We start from the raw sequence: 22,804 nt of genomic DNA, 5'->3' as shown, positions 1-22,804 counted from the left end.
GCCGCCTGACTTTCTCCATTTTTTATATCCTATTCTTCGCTACCTTGAGGCACAGTCGCAAATCGCTGGGATTCCAACACGTTGAGCAAAGCACCCAAGGTATCCAGTTCTGTTAACAAGGGAATCCCCTGAACCAAAGTAACGTTACGAATCAGCACCGTATCCCGAATAGACGACGCGTCCATGGGATCATTGGTGTACACGATTGCCTGAGGTCCCTCCAAATTGTTTTGTGGCGTCATACTCAACGCCACCGCATGTTTATTTTGAATCCGCTGAATCGGCAGCCCATGATCCTGGAAATAGTTTGCGGTGTGCGGGGTGGCTTGAATTTGGTAGCCAATTGCCCGGAAGCGGCGGGCCAGCGCCAAGGCTTGGGCTTTGTCGCTGTCCGCCACAGTGAACAGAATATTGCCATAACTCGGAAATGGGTTGTTTCCTGCCGCTAACGTCTTGTAATAGGCCTTGGCAAACGTCTGTGCCTTGCCCATGACTTCGCCAGTGTGATAAGTCGTGACATTCAAGTCGTTGGCCTGTTGGGTCAGCTTGGCCACGGAATAAACCGGGGCCCAGACATATACGACCCGTCGTTTCGTTTCGCTGAATTGCGGCAAATTAAGCTCCGCCAGCGTATTGCCCAAAAAGATGCGGGTTGCATACTCCACCAAAGGAATGCCGCTGGCCTTGGCAAAGAATGGTAACGATCCGCCGCCAATAGTTTGGGCATACAAGCGGCGGAAGTGGTCTCGCTGCCAAATATAGGTCACCTGAACAATACCCCGGGCATTCATCGTCGCCACATCCTGCTGGGCAACTTGGGCCAACGCGGTCCGCTGCTTCGGTGTCAGATGATTAGTCGGATACACCGACAGCATGTGGTCCACATTAGCGTTTTGAGCCCATAAATGTTCCACGATGCCGGCGATATAAACATCCGTATCATCCTTCAAACTGAATACTTCGTAAGTGGCGCCATCCGTGTATGGCTGCAAACGAATGACTTGATCGTCCGCCAAATGTGCTCCCTGCAAAAAGGTCCGCAGCATTTCCGCACTCGTAATGAAGTGAGCATTCGCGGCGAAATGCCGCTTGGAAGGACTCACCCATAAGGGATAACCAATTTGTTCGGCCTGCTCGGCGACGTGCGCCTGATCGGTGGGAATGCGTCCCCGCAGTTTGAGCGGTTCTTTAAGAGATTGTTTGGGTAATTCGGTCAATGGACTATCGAATAGTTTAACCCCGGCTTGATTCAATGCTTTAGTGAACCGGGCGGCAGTAGAACCACCAAATTGGGTTAAGACCCCCACCGGCTTTTCGGCATCTACCACATTCAAAATGTCTTCCACCGTTAATGGCTCAAGATACAACCGATCACTGTGATTACGAGCGGTGGAAACGGCCTGGACGTTGCAGTTGATCAAGATTGCCGCGTAACCAGACCGATGAATCGCATTGAGCGCATGCACCGTGCCATAGTCGAATTCCTGCCCTTGCCGGGTCTGGTAAGCACCGGAGCCAATCACCAGAACAGAATCCTTGGCCAGGGGCGTTTGCTGACCCGCTTCACCGTACGTACTAAAGAAGAGCTTAGGCGCACCGAAAGAATTGCCGTCATTCGTCCCGGAATTGCTGAAATGTGGGACAATCTTTGCCTCCAGGCGCAGTGCCCGGACTTGCTCCACAGGTAATGCCCATAACTCACTGATCCGCATGTCGGAAAAGCCAAACCGCTTGGCCTCATTGAGAATAGCCACGTCCCCTGCGTGATCGGTCAATTGCTGCCCAATATGGACAATGTGGGCCATCCGCGCCAAGAAATACGGATGAATTTTGGTCAACTCAGCGACTTCTGGGACATCGTATCCCCGCGCTAACGCCACAAGAATCGCAAACAACCGATCATCTTCAGGATGGATGAGGTGGCTAACCAGGGTATCGTCATCAAATTTATTCACCCGTTGCCAGTACTCATCGTCGGTGTCCCAGGTTAAACTGCGCATTGCTTTGAGGACACTTTCCTCAATACTACGGCCGAATGCCACGACCTCCCCGCTGGCCTTCATTTGAGTGCCGATCCGCCGATCAGCACCGATGCTTTGATAAGACCACCGGGGCAGTTTGGTCACCAAATAATCCAGCACTGGTTCGCTGGCGGCCGTGGTTCGACCATCACTGCTCAACGAGATGTCGGCCAAGTCTTTACCGACACCTAACAGCGCGGCCACTTTTGCCAAAGGATAGCCTGTGGCTGTTTCTGCTAATACGCCTGAACGACCCATCCGGGGATTCACTTCAATGACATAATAATTGTCGGTGGCTGGATCCACAGCAAATTGGACGTCACAGACACCTTCAATTTCTAGTGCCCGCACAATCTTAATTGCAGCTTCTCGCAACCGAGTGAGTTCTGTGTGGCTCAAAGTTTGGACAGGGGTGACCACCATGGAATCACCGGTGTGAATGCCGACCGGGTCAATATTCTCCAGGGTGGCCACGATGGCCGTGTTGTCGTGATGATCCCGAACAATCTCAATTTCGATTTCCCGATAACCGTCGATACTGCGCTCAATCGCCACTTGGCCCGTGGGCGACAACGTGATTCCATTTTGCACATAGGTCGTTAACGCTTTCTCACTGCGGGCAATACCGCCCCCAGTCCCCCCGAGTGTATAGGCTGGGCGGACAATGACGGGCCACCCCACTCGCTGGACAAACTCTTGCCCTTTCGCCAGATCATCCACCACCATCGCTTGGGGAACAGGCTCATTGAGATTACGTAAAAGATTGTAGAACAGCTCGCGGTCCTCCGTTTGCTCCACAGCATTCAATGGCGTTCCCAGCATCTTGACATGCAGTTCGCTGAGAATACCGCTATTCGCCAATTCCATGACCAAATTTAACGCAGTCTGGCCGCCAAAAGTAGCGAGAATCGCATCCGGCACTTCCTGGCGAATAATTTGACTGACAAATTGTGTTGTGACTGGTTCAATATAGACTCGATCGGCGCTGTTTGTGTCGGTCATGACCGTCGCCGGGTTGGAGTTCACGACAATTGTTTCGTAACCATCTTTGCGCAATGCGGCCAAGGCCGCCGCGCCTGCTTTATCAAACTCGGCCCCCTGCCCCAGAACGTTAGGGCCAGAGCCTAAAATCATCACTTTACGCATCTGTGGTCTGCTCCTTCCCGCGGCGATGTTGATAGGCTTGCACCATTTCCATGAACTCATCAATTAACTGCGTCGCATCCGTGGATTCCGGGTCCGCTTCAGGATAAAATAGCACCCCCGCCACCGGATACTGACGATGCCGAATGCCGGCCACACTATGATCCCGCAAGTCCTCATGCGTCACAATCAACGGCGTGGCGGCTAAGCTCTCTGGTACAATCCCGTAGCTATGGTTTTGCATCGTTTGCCAGATGCGACTGGTGGCCACTTCTCTAACGGGAAAGGGACCACCGCGATGATTCGTCAAAGTCAGTGCCACTTGGGCATGATTAGCCAAGGCAATTAACTCTGCCCCCAAACCAATCCCCAAGATTGGGACATGCCCCTGCAATCCTTGAATAGTTTCAGCCACCACCGCCGCATCATTGGGATCGCCGGGACCGCTGGTAAAGACCACCGCGGCTGGCGCAAAAGCCAGGATATCGGCAGCCGGAGTGTTGTACGGTACGATCGTTAAATTGCAATCCCGCCGCGACAATTCTCGTAACAATGCATGGCGGACTCCCAAATCCACGACCAGAATATCCTGACCAATATTCGGACTGGCGTAGGGTTGTTTGGTGGACACTTGCTTGACTTGATCGTGGGGCAGTACCAGTGCCCGAATTTGGTCGAAAGCATGTTCATCCGCAGTATCCATGAAACTGGCTTTCATGGGTCCCTTCTGCAATAACAGGCGACTGAGGGCCATGGTATCCAGACCGGTGATTCCCGGAATTTTATACAATTTCAGGTATTCACTCAAGCTGTATTGTGAGTGCCATGATTGGGGTGTTTCTGTGACGTTACGGGCCACGACCCCGCGAATTTTAGGCAGCAGACTCTGGGCATCTTCTTGGTTAATGCCGACATTACCGATCACCGGATCGGTGAACGCCACAATTTGACCGAAATTGGCCGCATCTGTGATTGTCGCCGTGTAGTCGCCGTTGCCGCTATTTAATACGATTTCACCAGTGGTGATCACCGGCGCGCCAAAACCGACGCCTGTAAAATACGAGCCGTCTTCCAGTACCAGATACCGTTTCATGCGTTTCAACCTTCTTTTTGCGCCGACTCAGTCCTTTCACTACGGGCCTTTGCCGGTAAAATTAAGTTCAAGAGAATGCCCAGCACAGTCGCAATGGCAATCCCTGAAAAATCAAGCTGTCCTAACTGCAAGTGGGCATTACCGATACCAATGACCAGTACCAGGGAGGCAATCATCAAATTACGTTTCTGATCAAAGTTCACGTGATTATCAATCAGTACGCGCAATCCACTGGAGGCAATGACCCCGAAAAGCAGGAAGGAAATACCACCAATCACAGGTGAAGGAATACTTTCAATTAATGCCGCTAGTTTACCAATGAAACTAAAAAGAATGGCAAATACCCCAGCGCCAATCAACACATAAACACTATGGACCCGGGTGATGGCCATGACCCCGATGTTTTCACCATAACTGGTCACTGGCGGACCACCCAACAGCCCTGCCGCAATCGACGCCACCCCGTCCCCAGTAAGCGTCCGGTGCAGTCCGGGATTCTTGAAGAAATTACGATGGGTCAACCCATTCAGTACCATGATGTGACCCATATGTTCCGTCATCGTGACAAAAGCGATGGGCGCCATGCTCAGGACAGCATCCGGGTGCCAACTGGGTTGGTATTGAACGAAAGGAATTTCAAAGTTCGGCAATTTGAGCCACGGTGCATTGATGACCCCCGAAAGATCGACAATTCCAAACGCCAGCGCAATGAAATAACCGGCAATAATTCCTAATAGAATAGCAATTTGATTGGCAAAGCCCTTTAGGTACATATTGAATGCCACCGTGATCAAGGCGGTGAGCATCGCCACGACGAAGAAGCGCCAGTCGTAAACCTTGTTGTTCATCGTGGCATCCGTGGCCGCAGTTCCAGCTAAAGAAAGCCCAATAGCCATCACGATGGGGCCCACCACAATGGGCGGCAGTGCTTTGTCAATCCACGCGGAACCCATGAAGTAAACGATTGTGGCCACCACTAAGTATACCAGACCCACAGCGATTGTCCCTTGGGCGATGGCGGGATAACCGGCCGTCTTCATGAGCGCCACCATGGGTACGATAAAGGCGAAGGATGATCCCATGTAGGCGGGAATGCGACGCTTGGTAATCATAATGTGCAGGAGTGTACCGACACCGGAAGAGAACAGGGCGATGCCCGGGTCGAGTCCGACTAGGATGGGCACCAGGACGGTGGAGCCAAACATGGCGAATAAATGCTGGATGGAGAGACCGACCCAGTGACCAAAGGGCGGCTTGTCGTGGATGTCTAATACCACGTCATCGTTATGGTATTCCTCTTTTTCTGCCATTTATTTATTCCTCGCGTTGACCAATGGCCACGCCGTCACTACCGTCAATTTCTTTGACCTGTACCTGAATACGTTCGGATAAGGACGTCGGAATATTTTTGCCGACAAAATCCGCCCGAATTGGCAGTTCTCGATGGCCGCGATCCACCAATACGGCTAAAGAGATCTTCTTTGGCCGACCCAGATCCATTAAGGCATCCAACGCAGCCCGAATTGTCCGGCCGGTAAAAAGCACATCATCCACCAAGATCACATGCTGATTATCGATGGGAAAACTGACGTGGGATGCTTCAACATCTGGATCCGGTTTGATCCGGTGACCTAAATCATCCCGATAATTCGTGATATCTAATTCACCCACCGGGACAGTCCCGTGTTCCAATTGTTGCAAGCGTGAGGCGATCCGCTGGGCCAAATAGATCCCCCGCGTCTTAATACCGACCAAGACCAAATTATCGATGCCATGATTTTGTTCGATGATTTCGTACGTAATTCGGGTTAATGCCCGTGTCATTGCCTGCGCATCGACGATTTCTTTAGTTTCTGCCACAATAAATTCCCTCTTTCTGATCGTTTTGCTTTCCTTCATAATGAGAAAAGCCCCCTATTCTGCGTGAGAATAGAGGGCTAAGACCGAATCACCTTCCTAGTCTCACAGGGCTAGCTTAAAGGAATGCTAGATACAGCATACGGAAATTGGCAAATAATGTCAATTGTCACCGGTCTTTAATTTATTCAAAGTATCTTGAAATATTTTGGGCGGCGCCACTGAAAAAGTCAGTTCTTTTCCGGTGGTCGGTTGAGTCAAGCTAAGCGTGGCCGCGTGCAAAAACTGACCATGGCCGGGCAAGGTCTTAGTGGGACCATACAGTGGGTCCCCTGCCACTGGATGGCCAATATAGGCCATATGGACCCGAATCTGGTGGGTGCGACCAGTTTCCAGAATTGCTTGGATATACGTGTAATGTCGGAATCGTGCCAACACTTTGAAATGGGTAACCGCCGGGCGGCCGCCAATCACCACGGCCATCTTTTTCCGGTCCTTAGGATTGCGGGCAATCGGCGCATCAATCGTCCCACTATCTTCTTGAATGACACCATGCACGATCGCCAAATACTTGCGCTCATTTTTATGGGCTTTCAGTTGAGCAGTCAGACTTTGCTGGGCTCGGTCGTTTTTTGCCACCATCAGCAGGCCGGAAGTGTCTTTATCAATCCGGTGGACAATCCCCGGACGAATAGCCCCATTGATGGTGGCCAGTTGACCATGGGCCAGTAGGGCGTTCACCAAGGTACCGTGATAATGCCCTGGCGCAGGATGCACTACCATCCCCTGGGGCTTGTTGACGACGATCACGTCGTCGTCTTCATACACGATGGCTAAGGGAATATCCTCTGGCTCAGCCTGAATCGGCTCTGGGTCAGCCGGCGTGATTATGACCACGGTCCCCGCAGGCACCTTTTCTTTTGCCCGCACCGGTTTACCAGCCACCGTCACCCGTTCTTCTTTGATCCATTTCTGAATTTGAGATCGGGTAATATCCTGATCAGCTAAGCCTTTGGCCAATGCCTTATCGAGCCGGTCACTGGCCGCTGTGACGGGGACGATCCATTGTATTGGCTCACTCATGGCTACCGCTCCGATCAAAGAATAATAGGTAAATGAACAGGACCGCCACACCAACGGTCATCGCAATATCGGCCACATTGGCAACTGGAAAATTGATGAAATCCAATTGAAACATATCCACCACATACCCCTGGCGCAACCGGTCAATAAAGTTGCCGATGGCCCCGGCCAACATGAAACTCAGACCAGTCAGCAAGAGCACATTGGTCCGATAATGAAATGCCAGCCACAATAACGCAACCAAGGCAACCACCGTAATTCCGATGAGGAACGGCTGCCGGCCAGAAAGGATACTCCAAGCGGCGCCATCGTTTTGGACATGGGCCAAGGAAAATACGCCTTTGATCACCGGACGACTTTCTCCAAAAGGCACATTTTGCACAATCCAGACTTTGAGCCACTGATCGAAACCGACGATCACACCAATAATAATGAGACTATAGAGCCACCAAAATCTAGAAAAGGCCGGTGATTTTACCATTTGCATCCACATCCATATCTAATGCCGCAGGATGCTTAGGCAACCCAGGCATGGTCAACACACTACCGGTCATCGCAACAATGAAGCCTGCCCCAAGCTTCGGAATCAAGTCCCGCACATGCAAAGTAAAGCCGCTTGGTGCACCCAACGACTTGGCATTATCGGACAAGGAGTATTGGGTCTTGGCCACACAGATCGGCAAATGACCCCAACCATTACGTTCAATCTGACGCAAGGCCCGTTTGGCTTCAATACTGTAGGAGACATCTTTGGCACCATAAATCGTTTGGGCAATGGTCGTGAGTTTATCGGTCACACTGGTACGTTCGTTATCATATAGTGGCTTAAAATCACCCCCGCGATCCACTGCTTGGATAATTGCAGAGGCTAAATCTTCAGCGCCAGCACCACCATCCGCCCAGACCGTGGTACGATACGCGGTCACACCGTCTGCGGCACACAGGTTTTGTAACGTCTTGATTTCTTCATCAGAATCTTGGCTGAATACATTGATTGCCACCAAAACCGGCCGGCCATAACGCTGCATGTTTTCGATATGTTTATGCAGGTTAACATAACCAGACTTAAGGGCAGTGACATCCGGGGTGCTTAAGTCAGCCAACTTCACTCCGCCGTTATATTTCAATGCTCGGACCGTGGCCACAATCACCACAGCATCAGGGAGATGCCCAATCGCTGGGGCAGTAATATCCATGAACTTTTCACCGCCCAAATCAGCCCCGAAACCGGCTTCTGTGATGGCAATGTCCCCTGTACCCAGTGCTGCTCGTGTGGCCAAAATACTATTGGCGCCGTGGGCAATATTAGCAAAAGGGCCGCCATGAATGAAGGCCGGGGTATGGGCCAGCGTTTGGACCAAATTAGGCTTGATGGCATCTTTCAAGAGCATGGCAATCGCCCCTTGAACACCCAGATCCCGCACTGTGACCGGCTGGCGATCGTACGTATAGGCGACGACAATACGGGCAATTCGTTCCTTTAAATCAGCAATGGAATCGGCTAGACAGAGAACAGCCATTAACTCGCTGGCTACCGTGATGTCAAACCCATCTTCCCGCGGAATCCCATTGGCGTGACCGCCTAAGCCAATGACGACATTACGCAAGGCCCGGTCGTTAATATCTAGGGCTCGTTTCCATTGAATCCGGCGGGGATCGATATTCAGTTCGTTTCCCTGTTGCAAATGATTATCAATCAATGCCGCCAGCGTATCATTTGCTGTGGTGAGTGCGTGCATATCCCCAGTGAAGTGCAAATTAATGTCTTCCATGGGCACGACCTGAGCGAAGCCTCCGCCTGTCGCCCCACCCTTGATCCCCATGACGGGGCCAAGGCTTGGCTCACGCAAGGCTACGGTGGTCTTTTTACCCAACAGGTTTAACCCATCCGCCAGACCAATCGTGACTGTCGATTTACCCTCACCGGCGGGTGTGGGATTAATGGATGTGACCAGTACCAACTTACCTTGAGACGCATGCTGCAGGCGATTCATTGCTTCGTAACTCAGCTTTGCCTTGTACTTACCATACACTTCAATTTCATCCGTACTCAAACCCATATTGGCCGCAATAGTCGTAATGGGTAAAATATCATTCTTCTCGTTGTTCTGTGCGATTGCCAAATCAGATTGCACTTGGATCGTTCCCTTCTGTTGATTGTGCGACATGATTGATCGTGGCTGTCCATTGGTCAAATGTCTGTCGATCAGATTTCCTAAACAAAAAATCGAGTTGCAAATAGTGGGGGTGCCTATACTGCAACGTGCGACCGCGTTTGGTCGTCAGTACAGTAGCAATATTCACGAATTGTGCCTGCTTGGGCTTCAACCAAAAGATGCGATGAATAAGGATCGTATTTGGGTCAATCAATGTGACTGTATTGCCCAAAATACCATATACGGCTAAGAGCACCCCGGGCACCCACAGCAGCAACGGCCAAAACTGAAAACTGGCCGATTCCATTTCCCAAATACAGCCGGCTAAAATAGTTGTTAACGTCAATGACCAATAAATCATCGCCACCGGTGCACTGGGTTGGTAGAAAAGTCTGTTTTTCAAGTCATCACCCCGTCCATGTTAGAATAGCATAATATAGTATAACCTACGAGAAGGAAGAATTCGTAATGATTCGGTTACAAACAGATGGTGCATTTGCACCCGACGGTTTGGCAGGGGCCGGAATTGTGTGGCAACAGGGGGCAAAAAGGCATACGCAGAGCGTTCCTTTGACTGTTCAAGACAATCATGCCGCTGAATTCAAGGCCGCACAACTTGGATTTGAATTGCTGAACGATGCTGGATTGAAAAATGAAATCGTTCAGTTTACTACGGACTCCAAAGCCGTCGTTACTGCACTGCAAAAAAGATACAGCCATGGCTACGCCCCTGAACTCGCGGCATTGCTGGCAGTCACAGATCAATTTCGCTTAGTCTTTCCAAAATGGGTCCCAAAGAAAACCACCCATCAAGTCCATGAATTGGCCCAACAAGCCCTGCAACGGCAACGTGACCAAAATTAATAGGACTAAACCAAGTGCCTTGCAGGCACTTGGTTTAGTCCTATTGTCACTCAGTTTGGGTGATTAAAAGAAAGTTTTAAAACGGTCTTCGCGAGGTAAAAATTCTTTTTCGCTGGCAGTGCCCTCGATGGAACCGAAGGGCATTTGTGCGCGCAGCACCCAGTTATCGGGAATGTCAAAAGTCTTTGCCACTTCGGCATCAATTAACGGATTGTAGTGCTGCAAGTTGGCCCCAATCCCGTTTTGAGCCAAGGCGACCCAGATAGCCTGTTGCGCACCACCCTGACCTTGTTCAGACCAATCGTGGAAATTATCCCGATACAGCGGGAAGTTGTTTTCTTCTTCTGTCACGATGGCTTGGTCGCGGAAGAAAAGAATGGTACCAAAGGCCGCCTTGAAGTTAGCCAACTTGGCCAACGTGTTTTGATAGGCCTCTTCTGTAGGCACTTCACTCTTTAATCGTGCCCCAGTGAGATCCCAGAGACGATCGTGATTGTCGCCAAAGAGGAAAACTGCCCGGACGGTTTGGCCATTGAACGCAGTGGGCGAATGCATAATAATGTCTTCGACCAACTGGACAATCTCTTCTGGCTTTTGTGTCACATTTTTACCTAATTGATAAATTGAACGGCGCTTTTTCATTGTTGTCAATACTTCATCTTGCACGTGTGATAACCACCTTTGATTTAACGTTAAAGATACTTTATCATACTTACTTTTAGTAAGTCAATCACTTTTCTGAAAATTTGTTATTGGTCTTGCTGACCAATTCTGAACAGTGATTGTGGTAAACTGAAAGCAGTATCAAATTGTAAGCAATTATTAAGGGGCAAAACTATGAAAACAGCAATTGTGACTGATTCTACCGCTTACCTGACCCCCGAGGAAGCGGCTGCGCACCACATTATTGTGGTCCCGCAAACAATTCATTGGGGAGAAAACACGTATCACGATTTGGTAGATATATCATTTACCGAGTTTTATGACCGGCTCGTGACAGCACCTGTCCAACCGACCACTTCTTTCCCGTCCTTAGGCGAGATGGAAAAAGTCTTTAAACAATTGGTCAAAGAAGGATACGACAGTGTCATTTGCTTGGTAATTTCGTCTGGTATTTCGTCTTATGCAGAGAATCTGAAAGCCTTCGGTGAGCATTTCGATGCACTCCGAGTGGTCACCTATGATTCCCATATTACTTGCGCGGGCTTACGTTACATGGATCTGCTGGCGGCGACCATGGTCAGCCAAGACAATACCATCGACGAAATCGTGGAAGCGTTAGAAACCATGCGGGCCAGAATGGGCGTGCGCTTTATGGTGGATGATCTATCTCATCTGCGACGGACTGGCCGGCTGAGCTCGGTAAGTGCCACAATTGGGGGATTATTGAAAGTTAAACCGATTCTATCCATGGATATCCAAGATAAAGGAAAGATTGAGGCGATTGCCAAAGAGCGCCAAGCCAAAAAAGCGTATGAGCATATCAAACGTGATTTTGCACAGGCTATTGAAGACGTGAATTATCCCGTCCGGGTTACTGTCTTTGATGCTGATGAACCTAAGATGAAGGCAGAATGGGTCAAGGATTTAACGGCTTCCTTCCCCCAAGTTCACGTGGATCAAAGTATTATTGGACCCGTCATCGGAGTGCATACCGGCAAAGGTGCGATGGCAATCATTTGGACCCAAGATTATCACGACTTAGCCCAGCAATATCAGAAATAGCAAACTAAAACCCGTCGTCGGCATTGAATACCGATGACGGGTTTTAATGTGCGAAAAGAACGGTCAGTGCTCCCAGCGGACAAAGTCGTTGCCGTGATTCGCTAAGTATGCCAACGCTTCTTGCGCCAGTTTGTCGGTTTCTTGTTTGGCTTGTTCACCGTCCAGATCATAGAAATCTTTGACGAATCCTAAACCAATCGCATAAAAGTTGTCTTCCCGACCAATCCCATTATCGTGGAAAAGATCGTCCAACCCATGAATGCCGCCTTTAGTTGCGTTCACCAACGTACTGGCCAAATCTGTCAACTTGGTTTCGGGCAACGTTTTGTGGGCATAGTTGAACAGAAAATCATTCATGTCCACGATTGCGCTATGTCGGGCCTCGCGTTCCTTCTTCTTTGCCATCAACAATCACTACTTTCCAAAAATCCGCCAAATGGCGTCATTTGTTTACATTTTTAATTATAACGCAGTTTTCACTATTCCCCAGTGCGGAAAAGAATATGTCCAGACACAAATGCGCCAAAGCGTCTCTGTGTCTGGACATGATTAAGTTTTAATGTTAAAAAACAGCGGCACAAATCATTTACTGGGCCATGACGTTTTGAATCGCGTACTGCTTAATCCGTTTGACCCCTTTTTTCGTGTTCAAGAATACGGTGCGCCGTTCAAAATATGGTTTCACGGTACCCTCTTCAAATCCAGATACCGCACCAATCAAAGTTCGGTGATCAATCGTCCGAATTTTAACTGGAGCCTCATTTTGCATTGACTGGTCGAGAATTGCTGAAATTTCTTGGAGATCTTGACGATGTGCCATAATATCTCATCCTTTCGACGCAATTTGCAGTGCCGGTGTGGAACCGAATTCACTACACCTTCATTATAACAAAGGCGGCCGTCGAGAGAACAGCAACTTGTATTCTTTAGTCTTCTTTAACGGGATCACTGAGGGACGTCACAATCTGCTTAGGCAATTTCCAATTGGGCCGGCCCCAATATTGGAAGTAATCTGTCCGCAACGCGCCATTATACAATTTGCGTCGTTTCGTGGCGCGATTACCAAAGTATCGTTCAAACTCCAAGTCCGAGGTTAAAATATATTTGCTCCAGGTGGTTAACGGGCGGAAAGCATCTCCCATTTGCGCATAGAGCTGATGGACTGTATCGCTGTCTGCCAACCGTTTCCCGTATGGCGGATTGGCGACGATGATCCCATTAGGAACCGTTGTTTTGAAATCTTTGACGGCCAGCTGCTTAAAGCGGATGTCATGCAGGACCCCGGCTTTGTGGGCATTCACCCGGGAAAGTTCGATCATATTTTGATCAATATCCTGACCGAAGATCATTAGGGGCTCGTCCGTTTGAGCAGCGATTGCTTGCGCCTTAATGTCGTTGAAGACAGGGGGATCAAAGGCCTGGAAACCCTCGAAGGCAAAATGCCGCTGCAGTCCTGGGGCAATGTTCCGACCGATCAATGCCGCTTCAATGGGAATCGTCCCACTCCCACAAACTGGGTCTAAAAATGGCATATCAGCAGGGTGCCAACTGGTCAAAAGAATCAATGCCGCCGCAAAGTTTTCCTTCAATGGTGCTTCGGCGGATTCTGCCCGGTACCCCCGTTTGAATAAACTTTCGCCCGTGGTATCTAATGTGAGGCGGACCACATCTTTCGTGATCCGGACGTCAATGTGATAGGTGGCACCAGTTTCCGGTAAACGTGTCCGCCGGTGGTAATACGCACTTAAGCGTTCGACGATTGCCTTTTTTACGATACTTTGGACGTCCGGTTCACTGTGTAGTTTGGACTTGACCGATTTGGCAGTAATCGGAAAGTTAGCGGTCATCGGCAGCCATTCTTCCCAAGCAAAATCAGCAACGACATTGAATAAATCATCGAAGGAAAATGCCTTGAATTCTCGCAGGACAATTAAAATGCGATCGGCACTGCGCAGCCATAGGTTAGTCTTATATACATCGGTCATGTCCCCTGTAAAAGCGACTCGGCCAGTTTCGTTATGGGTTTCATAGCCCATTGATTGTAATTCTTTAGCGGTGACTGCTTCGAAACCGCCGGCCATTGCGGCCATTAATTGTAGTTTTGCTGCCATTTCGAGACTCCTTTGTTTCCTGTTTAGGGTGCGATTGAGTTGAATTGGGGGTTTGGGTTCTGGGTTAAATTATACGCTCCGTATGTGCGTACTGTTGACTTAGATTCGTTAAGCCGGTCCTAACATGTACTTTCGGGTAAACGGGCTCCGCCGACCAGAAGCTATGTCATAAGGCAAGGGCGGCAAAAAAACCTAAGTGCGGGTTTTTCTGCCGCCCTTGCCTTANGGCTCCGCCGACCAGAAGCTATGTCATAAGGCAAGGGCGGCAAAAAAACCTAAGTGCGGGTTTTTCTGCCGCCCTTGCCTTATGACGCCGCTTCTAACCGGTCGGCTGCGCCCTCTCTCTATACAAAAAGCGACTGGCAGATCGCTCTGAACCAGTCGCTGACATGTGGTCTCTATAAGCCATGTTCCGTTCCAAAATGTGTGTCACGCATTTCTTCAGTAATCATCTATCTGCACCGAAGTGCTCCCATGTCCAGTTCATTTCCCTCATGGGACGCCCCTACCAAAAAGTTTGGGTTACTCGCTCGCGGGGTTTACCCGTTCCATCCTGAATGTTTCCAAACAGGTTCGTCACTGTGGCACTTTTCAGAAACCGCCGCATAGATTTGCATCCTTAGCTTTGGTTTCGCCGTTACGCAAAAGCGTACCGCCGCTTATTGGGCGACGCACGAACACTACAGGCATCACAGCCCGTGCGAGCATGGACTTTCCTCAGTCAAGCTGACTTGACCGCGATTACTCAAGACCACAATAAAATAGCATACACCATCTATCCTGAAAATGCGACCCTAAAATGGTTATTGTTGCGGCCGATAGTTGTTTTCACCAGATGGCTGAGGCGCGGGATTCGGATTCACGTAACCATTATTTGTTTGGTTCTCTGGAGATTGCGGTCCATAATTACGATACTGCGTACCGCCACCCACTTGATTTTGATAAGGATCGCTCTTTGCAGACGGTTCAGCCACTGGTGTGCTCTGCGGCTGTTGTGGGCCACGATTCACTTGTGGCTGTGGCGCCGGATTCTGGCGACTCGCAGGCTGATTGGGCGTTTGCGGTTCCTGATATTGAGCCGGTTGAGAATATTGCGGGGTTTCCTCGCCGCGATGAGTCATTGCGGGATTCGGGGAAGTTTGCATGCCTGGACCCGCAAATCGATTTGTCGGCCCTTGTGCTGGTGCACTGTTATAGCGGGGCGGAACATACGAGCGCTGCACACTCGGTACCGGGTTGGCCTTACTGACGCCAAACACATGACGTTCTAGATTGGACAGGCGCTTCAATATATCATAATTGGAAGCACTACTTCCTGAACCGGCGCTGCTGTTACCCGCAACGGCCGGTCCCTGGGCGCTGAGCTGTTTAGTCAATTCGTCAATTCGAGACTTCAAACGATTGTTCTCTTGTTGTATGGCCTTAATTTGCTCGTTGTAGGTCTCGTAGTCCTTGATTACAAGATCCAAGTAATTATCCACTTCTTCTGAATCATATCCGCGCATCTTGTGGCCAAAATCTTGATTCACAATATCCGTGGGGGTTAAATTTAATCGATGCCCCTGGGGTGCATTATTTGTGTTTTGACCGGATTGTGCTTGATTATTACGATTATCCATCATTATCCACCTCGTCATTCACTCACAGCAAATATGTTGTCATAACCAGTATAGCAAAGTGCCCGGCAGAGCGGTACCCGACCGAGGACTGATAAAAGTATTTACCACCTACCATTCGTCTGGGCGTTGTTGCTCTGCATACTCATCTGCCGCATCCTGGAGGGCATAAAAGTCAATCACTTCCAACGGATACGGCCGGCTTTCTTGGAATTTTTGAATTATGTCGTAATCGTATTTCGGTCTACCCTCTTTTTCGGGATCGTAAACCAAAATTGCACCGTCCGTATGGGTTAACATAAAAGTTTGATATGCCTTGAGTTGCTGCGGTGTTTGATATGGCGAAGCCGATACGCTAGCGCTAAAGTCGACTTGTTCCTTTAGCGCAGCCAGATGGGATTGGTTGTCTTCGTTCCATTTTTGACCAAAATCAGTGAACGGCAGCATCATCGCTGATTTCGGCACACCGTTTTCTTTTTTTAGCGCAAGAGCACTCTCCAACGCCCACTGTTCGATGCCCAACTGGCCGCCAGTGATGACCCAGCGCAAGCCATCTTCCACATAGCGCTGTAAAGTCTGATTTAAAAGATACTTAATGACCTGCAGCTTGGGGTCCGTGGTCCCGAAAACGCCGAGTTCATAGCTGCGATAGCCGGTAATCCATACACGTTCCAAAACTAACGTTCCCTTCTTCGATACATTTTTATGACGAGAGTTGGTATAATAACAAAAGGCAGGTGAAAATTGTGACGATCTCTTACCCTAATGGTAGAAAATATCACGCGGATGCGCAAGATTCTTCCGTGACGGCCCGACCGCCGAAGACTGAAAATGTGATTTTCGGTAAACGCGGAATGCGTTTGGAAGATGCCATTAACGAAAGTAACGAATACTATCGCGAACACGGTTCAGCCGTGGTTTACAAGAAACCGACACCCGTTCAAATTGTCCATGTCGATTACCCTGCCCGGTCGCAGGCGGTAATCAAAGAGGCTTATTTCCGTCAACCCTCAACCACTGATTATAACGGTGTTTATCAGGGCTATTATCTAGACTTTGAAGCAAAACAGACTAAGAACAAACATTCTTTCCCACTTAAGAATTATCACCAGCACCAAATCGATCACTTTCGTCGGTGTCTGGCTCAGCAGGGAATTTGCTTCACCCTCATGCAATTTGCAGATCCAAATTGCGTCTATTTATTTCCCGCAACAGCACTTTTGCGTTATTGGGACGACACCACCGGGCGCCACTCAATTCCTTTAAAAGAAGTGGCCCGTGTCGGCTATAAAATTGCGGTGGGATTTGCTCCGGCCATCCCCTATTTAGATGCGGTGGATGCGCTGATTGCTGCCACCCACCCGCAAAACAGTAAAGGAACGATTGAATGAACACAAACGATTCAAGAAAAGCGCGACGGAATCGAGCCAGTAAAAAGCGACATCCAATTCGTCGATTTTTCAAATGGGTATTTTTAGCTTTACTGGCTGTATTGCTGGCAGGAACCGCACTGTTTGCATACTATGCAAAAGACGCTCCGGCAATTACTTTAGAAAAACTGCAGAGCGGTGGTGCTTCCACCATTTACAGTGCTGAGGGTCAAGAATTAACGAAGCTGGGCAGTGAGAACCGGACTTATGTCACGAGTGATAAAATTCCAGGATCGCTCAAGAATGCGGTAGTTTCCATTGAGGATCGCCGTTTCTATCAAGAATTCCTGGGCGTTGATCCAATTCGGATTCTATCTGCAGCTGTACAAAATGCCCGCAATGACACACTCCAGGGGGGCAGTACAATTACTCAGCAGCTTGTTAAACTGAGCGTATTCTCCACGAAGGCTTCCGATCAAACTTTACGACGCAAGGCCCAGGAAGCCTGGTTGGCGTTTAAAGTAACCCGCGACTACTCCAAGGATCAAGTTTTGGAGTTTTACATCAACAAAGTATACATGAGCAATGGTGTGTATGGCATGGCCACGGCTGCTCAATACTATTTTGGGAAAAGCTTGAACCAATTGGATTTGCCTCAAATCGCTTTGTTGGCGGGAATGCCCCAGGCGCCCGAGTCATACGACCCTTATAAGAATCCGGCGAAGGCCAAAGATCGGCGAGATACAGTCCTCAACGCCATGGTCGCAAACAAAAAAATCACCGCTGCCCAAGCAGCCCAGGCCAAAGGAACGGCCATTACCGATGGTTTGCAGCCGCAATCCGCACACAAGAATAATGATGAAACCGATTTGGTCCTAGATCCCTATTTAAAACAAGTCATCGACGATGTCAAAGCCAAAGGCTACAATCCGTACATTGATAACTTGAAGATTTATACCAATGTGAATTACGACATCCAAAAGCGGTTGTATGATTTGGCTAATGCCGAGGACGGTGTATTCAGTAACGACCTGATGCAAACTGGGGTGGCAATCACGAATCCCAATAACGGTCAAGTGGTGGCGATGCTCGGTGGGCGAAAACTGGGTAACGTCAGGCTGGCGTTGAATCGTGCAGTCACTGCGGACCGTAGTAACGGTTCGACGATGAAACCCATTCTGGATTATGGCCCAGCTATCGAATACTTGAATTGGCCTACCAGTGAACCAGTGTCCGACACGGCTTACACCTATCCAGGAACCAACATACAACTCTACGATTGGGATCGCCAATACATGGGGCAGATGACCATGCGGCGAGCTTTGGTTCAGTCGCGCAATGTGCCCGCCATTCGCACATTGGAAAAAGTGGGTTTGTCCCGTGCATCCACATTTGCCAGTGGTCTGGGCATTTCCATCCCCAGCTCGGCGGGTCTGTCAGTCGGGATTGGCAGTGATGTCTCTCCGCTTCAACTTGCCGCTGCTTACAGTGCCTTTAGTAACGGCGGGACCTATTACAAGCCACAGTACATTAACAAAATTATCACGGCGGACGGCGTCGCCCACACTTATTCCACGACCCATCGGCAAGCGATGAAAGCCAGTACAGCGTACATGATCACGGATATGCTGAAGGGTGTCTTCACTAGTGGTACAGCAACAGCGGCTAACATTCAGGGACTCTATCAGGCCGGAAAAACTGGGACAACGGATTATGACAGCACCACCCTCGCCAATAACCCGGCCTTGAATGATACGGTGCGCGACTCCTGGATGGCTGGTTACACGCAGCATTTCTCTGTCGCCATTTGGACCGGATACGATGCCGCCAATAAGCGGGGGATTGCCGGGGCAGAACAAAATACAGCGATTCTTTTCTATCGGCAGATTATGAGTTATTTGGCCGAAAAGCAAACGAACACTGATTGGAAGAAACCCAGTAACGTCGTCCGCTCTGGTTCCGAACTTTACCTTCGTGGCACTCAACCAGCCACCGCAGTTACACCTGGGTCATCGTCGTCAAGTTCGCAAAGCTCGCGCAACGATGGCTCATCATCTGAGGATGGTTCCACGCACAACAGCTCCAGCAGCAGTGCGTCTTCATTCAGCTCTGGTCCAGGAACAGAATCTTCCTCGTCCAGCAGCGCCAATGAAAGCCAACCGAGTACGGATACTAGCGGTGGCGAAGGCGGTCAAGGGGGTAATAGCTCAAACTCCAGCCAGGGCAGCTCCGCCAGTTCTTCCAGCAATAACACCGGCGGTACAGGCGGCAATACCGCCCCGCCAACTGGCAACAATAATAATAACAATAATGCCAACAACCAAGGCTCTAGCCAAACAGAGTAACAATAAAAAAGCTGAGCATTTCCCCCAGTCACAACTGAGGAGAAAATGTTCAGCTTTTTCTATGTCTTAAAGGTGGTCATGTTCAGTTTGATTATCGATCAAGCTTGTGCAACATTGGCACGGCCTTATTAGCGGCGCTCTAAATTCTTTTGCCCCGTCGCACAATAGGCTGCCAATGGACATTCCGCACACCGCGGACGTCGCGCCATACAATACTGCCGCCCAAACAAAATCAGCGTATGATGCCCCTGCACCCACTCATCTTTTGGTAAAGCGGCAGTCCACCGCCGCTCAATATCCGTCACACTCGCCTTCGCCAGCACCACCGGCAATCGTTTAGAAATACGCGTCACATGAGTATCCACGGCAAAGCTAGGGACCCCAAACGCATCACCCAGGACTACATTAGCCGTTTTACGTCCCACCCCAGGTAAACTCTCCAACTCTTGATGGGTCTGGGGGACTGTACTTTCGAAGTCGGTGACCAGCCGATGGGCGGTTTCCTGAATGTGCTTTGCCTTGGTATGGAACAAACCGATCGTATGAATGTAATTTTCAATATCTGTTGGTGTCGCTGCCGCCAGCGCGGCCGGTGTGGGATACGCCGCAAACAAAGCCGGTGTCACTTTATTCACCGCTGCGTCCGTCGTTTGCGCACTCAAAATAACGGCAATCAGTAACTGATACGCCGATTCGGCATGCAGTGCCCCTTGCGCATCTGGAATTAATTGAAACAACTGGTGCATTCCCCAGCGCATGCGGTTATCGTCCCACATTACAAGTCCCTCCTCAGAAACGATTACGGTTGGCGCGTTCGCGCTCGACATCGGCCTTCGTCCGAATATTGCGTTTTTCCCAACTCAGCAAAATGCGATCCATGTACTTCAATGAATAGGCCTGATTCAACACCGCTTCGCGGAGTGCCAAGGAGACCAATTCTGGCGAATAGTGATCTTCATCTAGCCACGCGCTAATTGTTTCCTGTTCAATAGGTGATAAAGGACGACCAAATTCGACTTCGATTTCATCAAATAAGCGTTGCCGGGTCACGGGCGCCTGTTCTGGTTCTCCAGAATCTGATATCGGGTTCGATTGCCCATATTTTTCAGCCAGTCGAGCATATAGCGGCGTTAAATCATACCAATCCATTTGCTTACCGGCACTATCCGTCTGCGTCCGGAGGTCGATAAACCCCGCATCCAACATTTCGTGTAGTGCGCCGTATATTTCATCTTCGGTCAACCCTGTACGCTGCGCAATCTCTTTGATGGGTGGGAATTGTTGACCAGCCGCCGTAAAACTGACCATTTGCAAATACACGATCAACTGTCGATTGGTCATTCCCAATGCCCGATAATGCGCCAATACAAGGTTGGAGATAGTAATCAACGGCGCTTGTACCAACGCTTGCCAAAATTCCACAAGACCGGCTCCTTTCTGATCTGATGCACATTGTGTCGTTGAAAAAAGGGTCGACATTACGCCCACCCTTTTCCATCAGTAACTTAATTAAGGTTTCAACCGATTGATCATCCGTGGGAATGGAATTGCTTCGCGCAGGTGATCCAAGTGGCAGATCCAGGTAATGGCCCGCTCTAAGCCCAAACCGAAGCCGGAATGCGGTACTGAACCATACTTACGCAGATCCAAATACCATTGGTATTCATTCACGTCCAGACCAGCATCAATAATACTCTGCTCTAGCTTCGCATAGTCTGTTTCCCGTTCAGAACCGCCCACAATTTCGCCATAACCTTCGGGGGCTAACAAGTCCGCACACAGGTAAACATCATCGCGCGTGGGATGACTCTTCATATAGAACGGTTTGATCGACTTGGGATAGTTCAAAACAAACACGGGTTGTTCAAATTGATCAGACAAGTAAGTTTCTTCTGGCGAACCAAAATCATCGCCCCATTTAGTGTTGAAGTCGGCTCCTTGCAACATTTCAATCGCCTTATCGTAAGTAATCCGCGGATACGGTGTCTTTGTGTAGCGCTCCAAAATCTTGGGGTCGCGATCCAGCAGCTTCAAGTCATATTGGCAGTGATCCAGGACACCTTGCACGAGAAACGCAATGTAACGTTCCTGAATCTCCAAGCTCTCTTCTTGATGCATGAAGGCCATTTCTGGTTCTATCATCCAGAATTCGGTCAAATGGCGGCGTGTCTTCGACTTTTCCGCCCGGAAGGTCGGGCCAAATGAGAAGACCTTATCATAGGCCATTGCGCCGGCCTCCATGTAAAGCTGACCTGATTGAGACAAGTAGGCATCATTATCGAAATAATCGATATGGAACAACTCCGTGGTGCCTTCCGGTGCGGCGTCCGTGATTTCTGGCGGGTCCATCTTAATGAACCCTTCCTGATTGAAGAACTCATACGTGGCGCGAATCATTTCGTTTCGAATATGCATGATCGCAAACGGCCGACGAGACCGTAACCAAAGATGCCGATGATCCAGTAAGAATTCGATTCCGTGTTCCTTAGGGGTGATGGGATAGCCTTCTGATTCTCCCACGACTTCAATATTGCTCACTTCAATTTCATAACCAAAGTGGGACCGTTTGTCTTCGTGAATGACCCCAGTCACCCAAAAACTGGCCTCCTGGTGTAAATCCTTAGCAATATTCCAAACTGATTCAGAAACTGCATTTTTAACGACGACACCTTGGAAAAAGGCAGTGCCGTCCCGCAACTGCAGAAATGAAATCTTGCCGCTGGACCGCTTGTCGGTTAACCAAGCCCCAATTCTGACTTCTTCATCAACGTGCTGGGGTGAATCAATAATACTAATGTGTTCTGGTTCTGCCATGTTAAACCTCCCAAAAAAGATACGATCAGGGATGCCGTGACAGGCTTTGACTGGTGGAAAGCCATCGGTCTTAATCCTCGTCTCGATCCTGATCGCCTGGTCTTCGCATCAATGATGGCGAAGCCTAAACTGTTTTACCGGTACGATAATTAAGTAAAACGTATTGATAATTGCCACTGTGGCTGCGTAAGGTGACTTCCCACGTGGCAGCACCGCGATACCAACCCAACACTGTTTTCTCAACTTGTTGCTGGCCGCTGATTTGGCGTGCACGGTTTTGTGCTTGAGTCGCAGAAAGACCGGCGCCAGCACTCACGGTATGCGTGCGCCCGCTGCGAGCATTGATAATCACGAAGACCGACTGCCCATCTTTGGTTTTACCGCCGACGGTGTAGTATGTCTCGTCGCGCTGAAACATAAAGAAGGTTTGCGGTGTGGTGAGTGATGCTGTTTTTTCCGCCACATTAATGGCTTGGCTTTCAGCATTCCGGCGAGGCGCTGTGGCCACCAAATAAACGCTGAAGATACCCGCGACAATGATGATCAGCGCACCCCAGTAAGCCCATTTTTGCCAATTCGACCGCACTGTATCCCTCCTCTTTCGAA

22 protein-coding genes and 1 other RNA gene are annotated in these 22,804 nt (G+C 49.6%); 4 read left to right on the top strand and 19 right to left on the bottom strand.

All coding sequences use genetic code 11. The features are described from left to right. Positions 1-29: 29 nt before the first annotated feature. From FD09_RS02415 to FD09_RS02380, 8 genes are all read right to left on the bottom strand, one after another. A complete protein-coding gene (locus FD09_RS02415; RefSeq protein ID WP_057817953.1) occupies positions 30-3,167 on the bottom strand; it encodes a carbamoyl phosphate synthase large subunit in 3,138 nt (1,045 codons plus the stop codon). Further along, the gene (locus FD09_RS02410; RefSeq protein WP_057817950.1) at positions 3,160-4,257 is read right to left on the bottom strand and encodes a carbamoyl phosphate synthase small subunit; all 1,098 of its coding nucleotides are present in this window, start codon (positions 4,255-4,257) and stop codon (positions 3,160-3,162) included. The genes FD09_RS02415 and FD09_RS02410 overlap by 8 nt, the downstream gene beginning before the upstream one ends. 5 nt (positions 4,258-4,262) lie before the next feature. Beyond that, positions 4,263-5,567 (bottom strand): uracil-xanthine permease family protein, encoded by a 1,305-nt coding sequence (locus FD09_RS02405; RefSeq protein ID WP_057817949.1) that lies wholly within the window; start codon positions 5,565-5,567, stop codon positions 4,263-4,265. 4 nt (positions 5,568-5,571) lie between these two features. Then, entirely contained in the window at positions 5,572-6,117 is a 546-nt protein-coding gene (gene pyrR, locus FD09_RS02400) for a bifunctional pyr operon transcriptional regulator/uracil phosphoribosyltransferase PyrR (protein WP_273376224.1), read from the bottom strand. 159 nt (positions 6,118-6,276) lie between these two features. Further along, positions 6,277-7,197, bottom strand: coding sequence for an RluA family pseudouridine synthase (locus tag FD09_RS02395; protein WP_057817944.1), 921 nt, complete (start codon positions 7,195-7,197; stop codon positions 6,277-6,279). After that, positions 7,190-7,678 (bottom strand): signal peptidase II, encoded by a 489-nt coding sequence (gene lspA / locus FD09_RS02390; RefSeq protein ID WP_057817941.1) that lies wholly within the window; start codon positions 7,676-7,678, stop codon positions 7,190-7,192. The genes FD09_RS02395 and lspA overlap by 8 nt, the downstream gene beginning before the upstream one ends. Then, positions 7,653-9,365, bottom strand: a complete 1,713-nt coding sequence (locus tag FD09_RS02385; protein ID WP_057817939.1) for a formate--tetrahydrofolate ligase — start codon at positions 9,363-9,365, stop codon at positions 7,653-7,655. Before FD09_RS02385 ends, lspA begins: the two co-directional genes overlap by 26 nt. Continuing rightward, positions 9,322-9,756 carry an EbsA family protein gene (locus FD09_RS02380; protein ID WP_057817937.1) on the bottom strand — a complete coding sequence of 145 codons (435 nt, stop codon included), beginning with the start codon at positions 9,754-9,756 and terminating at the stop codon, positions 9,322-9,324. The genes FD09_RS02385 and FD09_RS02380 overlap by 44 nt, the downstream gene beginning before the upstream one ends. Before the next feature lie 65 nt (positions 9,757-9,821). Here FD09_RS02380 and FD09_RS02375 point away from each other — a divergent pair, with 65 nt between their 5' ends. After that, on the top strand, positions 9,822-10,217 hold the full coding sequence (locus tag FD09_RS02375) for a reverse transcriptase-like protein (protein WP_057817935.1): 396 nt from the start codon (positions 9,822-9,824) through the stop codon (positions 10,215-10,217). A 63-nt stretch (positions 10,218-10,280) separates the two neighbouring features. On the opposite strand, the gene FD09_RS02370 is transcribed toward FD09_RS02375, so the two are convergent. Further along, positions 10,281-10,883, bottom strand: coding sequence for a nitroreductase family protein (locus tag FD09_RS02370; RefSeq protein WP_057817933.1), 603 nt, complete (start codon positions 10,881-10,883; stop codon positions 10,281-10,283). 171 nt (positions 10,884-11,054) lie between these two features. On the opposite strand from FD09_RS02370, the gene FD09_RS02365 reads away from it, so the two are divergent. Continuing rightward, on the top strand, positions 11,055-11,942 hold the full coding sequence (locus tag FD09_RS02365) for a DegV family protein (protein ID WP_057817930.1): 888 nt from the start codon (positions 11,055-11,057) through the stop codon (positions 11,940-11,942). A gap of 63 nt (positions 11,943-12,005) precedes the next feature. On the opposite strand, the gene FD09_RS02360 is transcribed toward FD09_RS02365, so the two are convergent. The 6 genes from FD09_RS02360 to FD09_RS02340 all read right to left on the bottom strand — a co-directional run bounded on the left by FD09_RS02360 (position 12,006) and on the right by FD09_RS02340 (position 16,344). Continuing rightward, on the bottom strand, positions 12,006-12,347 hold the full coding sequence (locus tag FD09_RS02360; RefSeq protein ID WP_157053658.1) for a hypothetical protein: 342 nt from the start codon (positions 12,345-12,347) through the stop codon (positions 12,006-12,008). A 181-nt stretch (positions 12,348-12,528) separates the two neighbouring features. Then, on the bottom strand, positions 12,529-12,762 hold the full coding sequence (locus FD09_RS02355) for a hypothetical protein (RefSeq protein WP_057817925.1): 234 nt from the start codon (positions 12,760-12,762) through the stop codon (positions 12,529-12,531). Positions 12,763-12,868: 106 nt separating this feature from the next. Beyond that, a complete protein-coding gene (locus FD09_RS02350; RefSeq protein ID WP_057817923.1) occupies positions 12,869-14,053 on the bottom strand; it encodes a THUMP domain-containing class I SAM-dependent RNA methyltransferase in 1,185 nt (394 codons plus the stop codon). Positions 14,054-14,449: 396 nt separating this feature from the next. Then, an RNA gene (rnpB, locus tag FD09_RS15830) (RNase P RNA component class B) lies at positions 14,450-14,806 on the bottom strand. A gap of 50 nt (positions 14,807-14,856) precedes the next feature. After that, positions 14,857-15,672: a cell division regulator GpsB gene (gene gpsB / locus FD09_RS16985; protein WP_083487456.1), complete on the bottom strand. Its 816-nt coding sequence runs from the start codon at positions 15,670-15,672 to the stop codon at positions 14,857-14,859. Positions 15,673-15,780: 108 nt separating this feature from the next. Beyond that, entirely contained in the window at positions 15,781-16,344 is a 564-nt protein-coding gene (locus FD09_RS02340; protein ID WP_057817921.1) for an SLOG family protein, read from the bottom strand. Between the two features lie 71 nt (positions 16,345-16,415). Between FD09_RS02340 and recU the strand changes: the two genes are divergently transcribed. Both recU and FD09_RS02330 read left to right on the top strand, forming a co-directional pair. Then, the gene (gene recU, locus FD09_RS02335) at positions 16,416-17,060 is read left to right on the top strand and encodes a Holliday junction resolvase RecU (protein WP_057818471.1); all 645 of its coding nucleotides are present in this window, start codon (positions 16,416-16,418) and stop codon (positions 17,058-17,060) included. Beyond that, a complete protein-coding gene (locus FD09_RS02330) occupies positions 17,057-19,384 on the top strand; it encodes a PBP1A family penicillin-binding protein (protein WP_057817919.1) in 2,328 nt (775 codons plus the stop codon). Before recU ends, FD09_RS02330 begins: the two co-directional genes overlap by 4 nt. A gap of 128 nt (positions 19,385-19,512) precedes the next feature. Here the strand turns inward: FD09_RS02330 and nth are convergent, their stop codons facing one another. From nth to FD09_RS02310, 4 genes are all read right to left on the bottom strand, one after another. After that, positions 19,513-20,160, bottom strand: coding sequence for an endonuclease III (gene nth / locus FD09_RS02325; RefSeq protein WP_057817917.1), 648 nt, complete (start codon positions 20,158-20,160; stop codon positions 19,513-19,515). 13 nt (positions 20,161-20,173) lie between these two features. Further along, positions 20,174-20,806 (bottom strand): DnaD domain protein, encoded by a 633-nt coding sequence (locus FD09_RS02320; protein WP_057817915.1) that lies wholly within the window; start codon positions 20,804-20,806, stop codon positions 20,174-20,176. Between the two features lie 87 nt (positions 20,807-20,893). After that, positions 20,894-22,198 carry an asparagine--tRNA ligase gene (asnS, locus tag FD09_RS02315; RefSeq protein ID WP_057817913.1) on the bottom strand — a complete coding sequence of 435 codons (1,305 nt, stop codon included), beginning with the start codon at positions 22,196-22,198 and terminating at the stop codon, positions 20,894-20,896. Between the two features lie 124 nt (positions 22,199-22,322). Continuing rightward, positions 22,323-22,784, bottom strand: coding sequence for a cell wall elongation regulator TseB-like domain-containing protein (locus FD09_RS02310; protein ID WP_057817911.1), 462 nt, complete (start codon positions 22,782-22,784; stop codon positions 22,323-22,325). Between the last annotated feature and the right edge of the window lie 20 nt (positions 22,785-22,804).

The sequence above is a fragment of the Schleiferilactobacillus perolens DSM 12744 genome (assembly GCF_001435585.1).
Lineage (GTDB): Bacteria > Bacillota > Bacilli > Lactobacillales > Lactobacillaceae > Schleiferilactobacillus > Schleiferilactobacillus perolens.
Note: the sequence above shows the minus strand (reverse complement) of the source record. Positions and strands in the feature narration are given on the sequence as shown.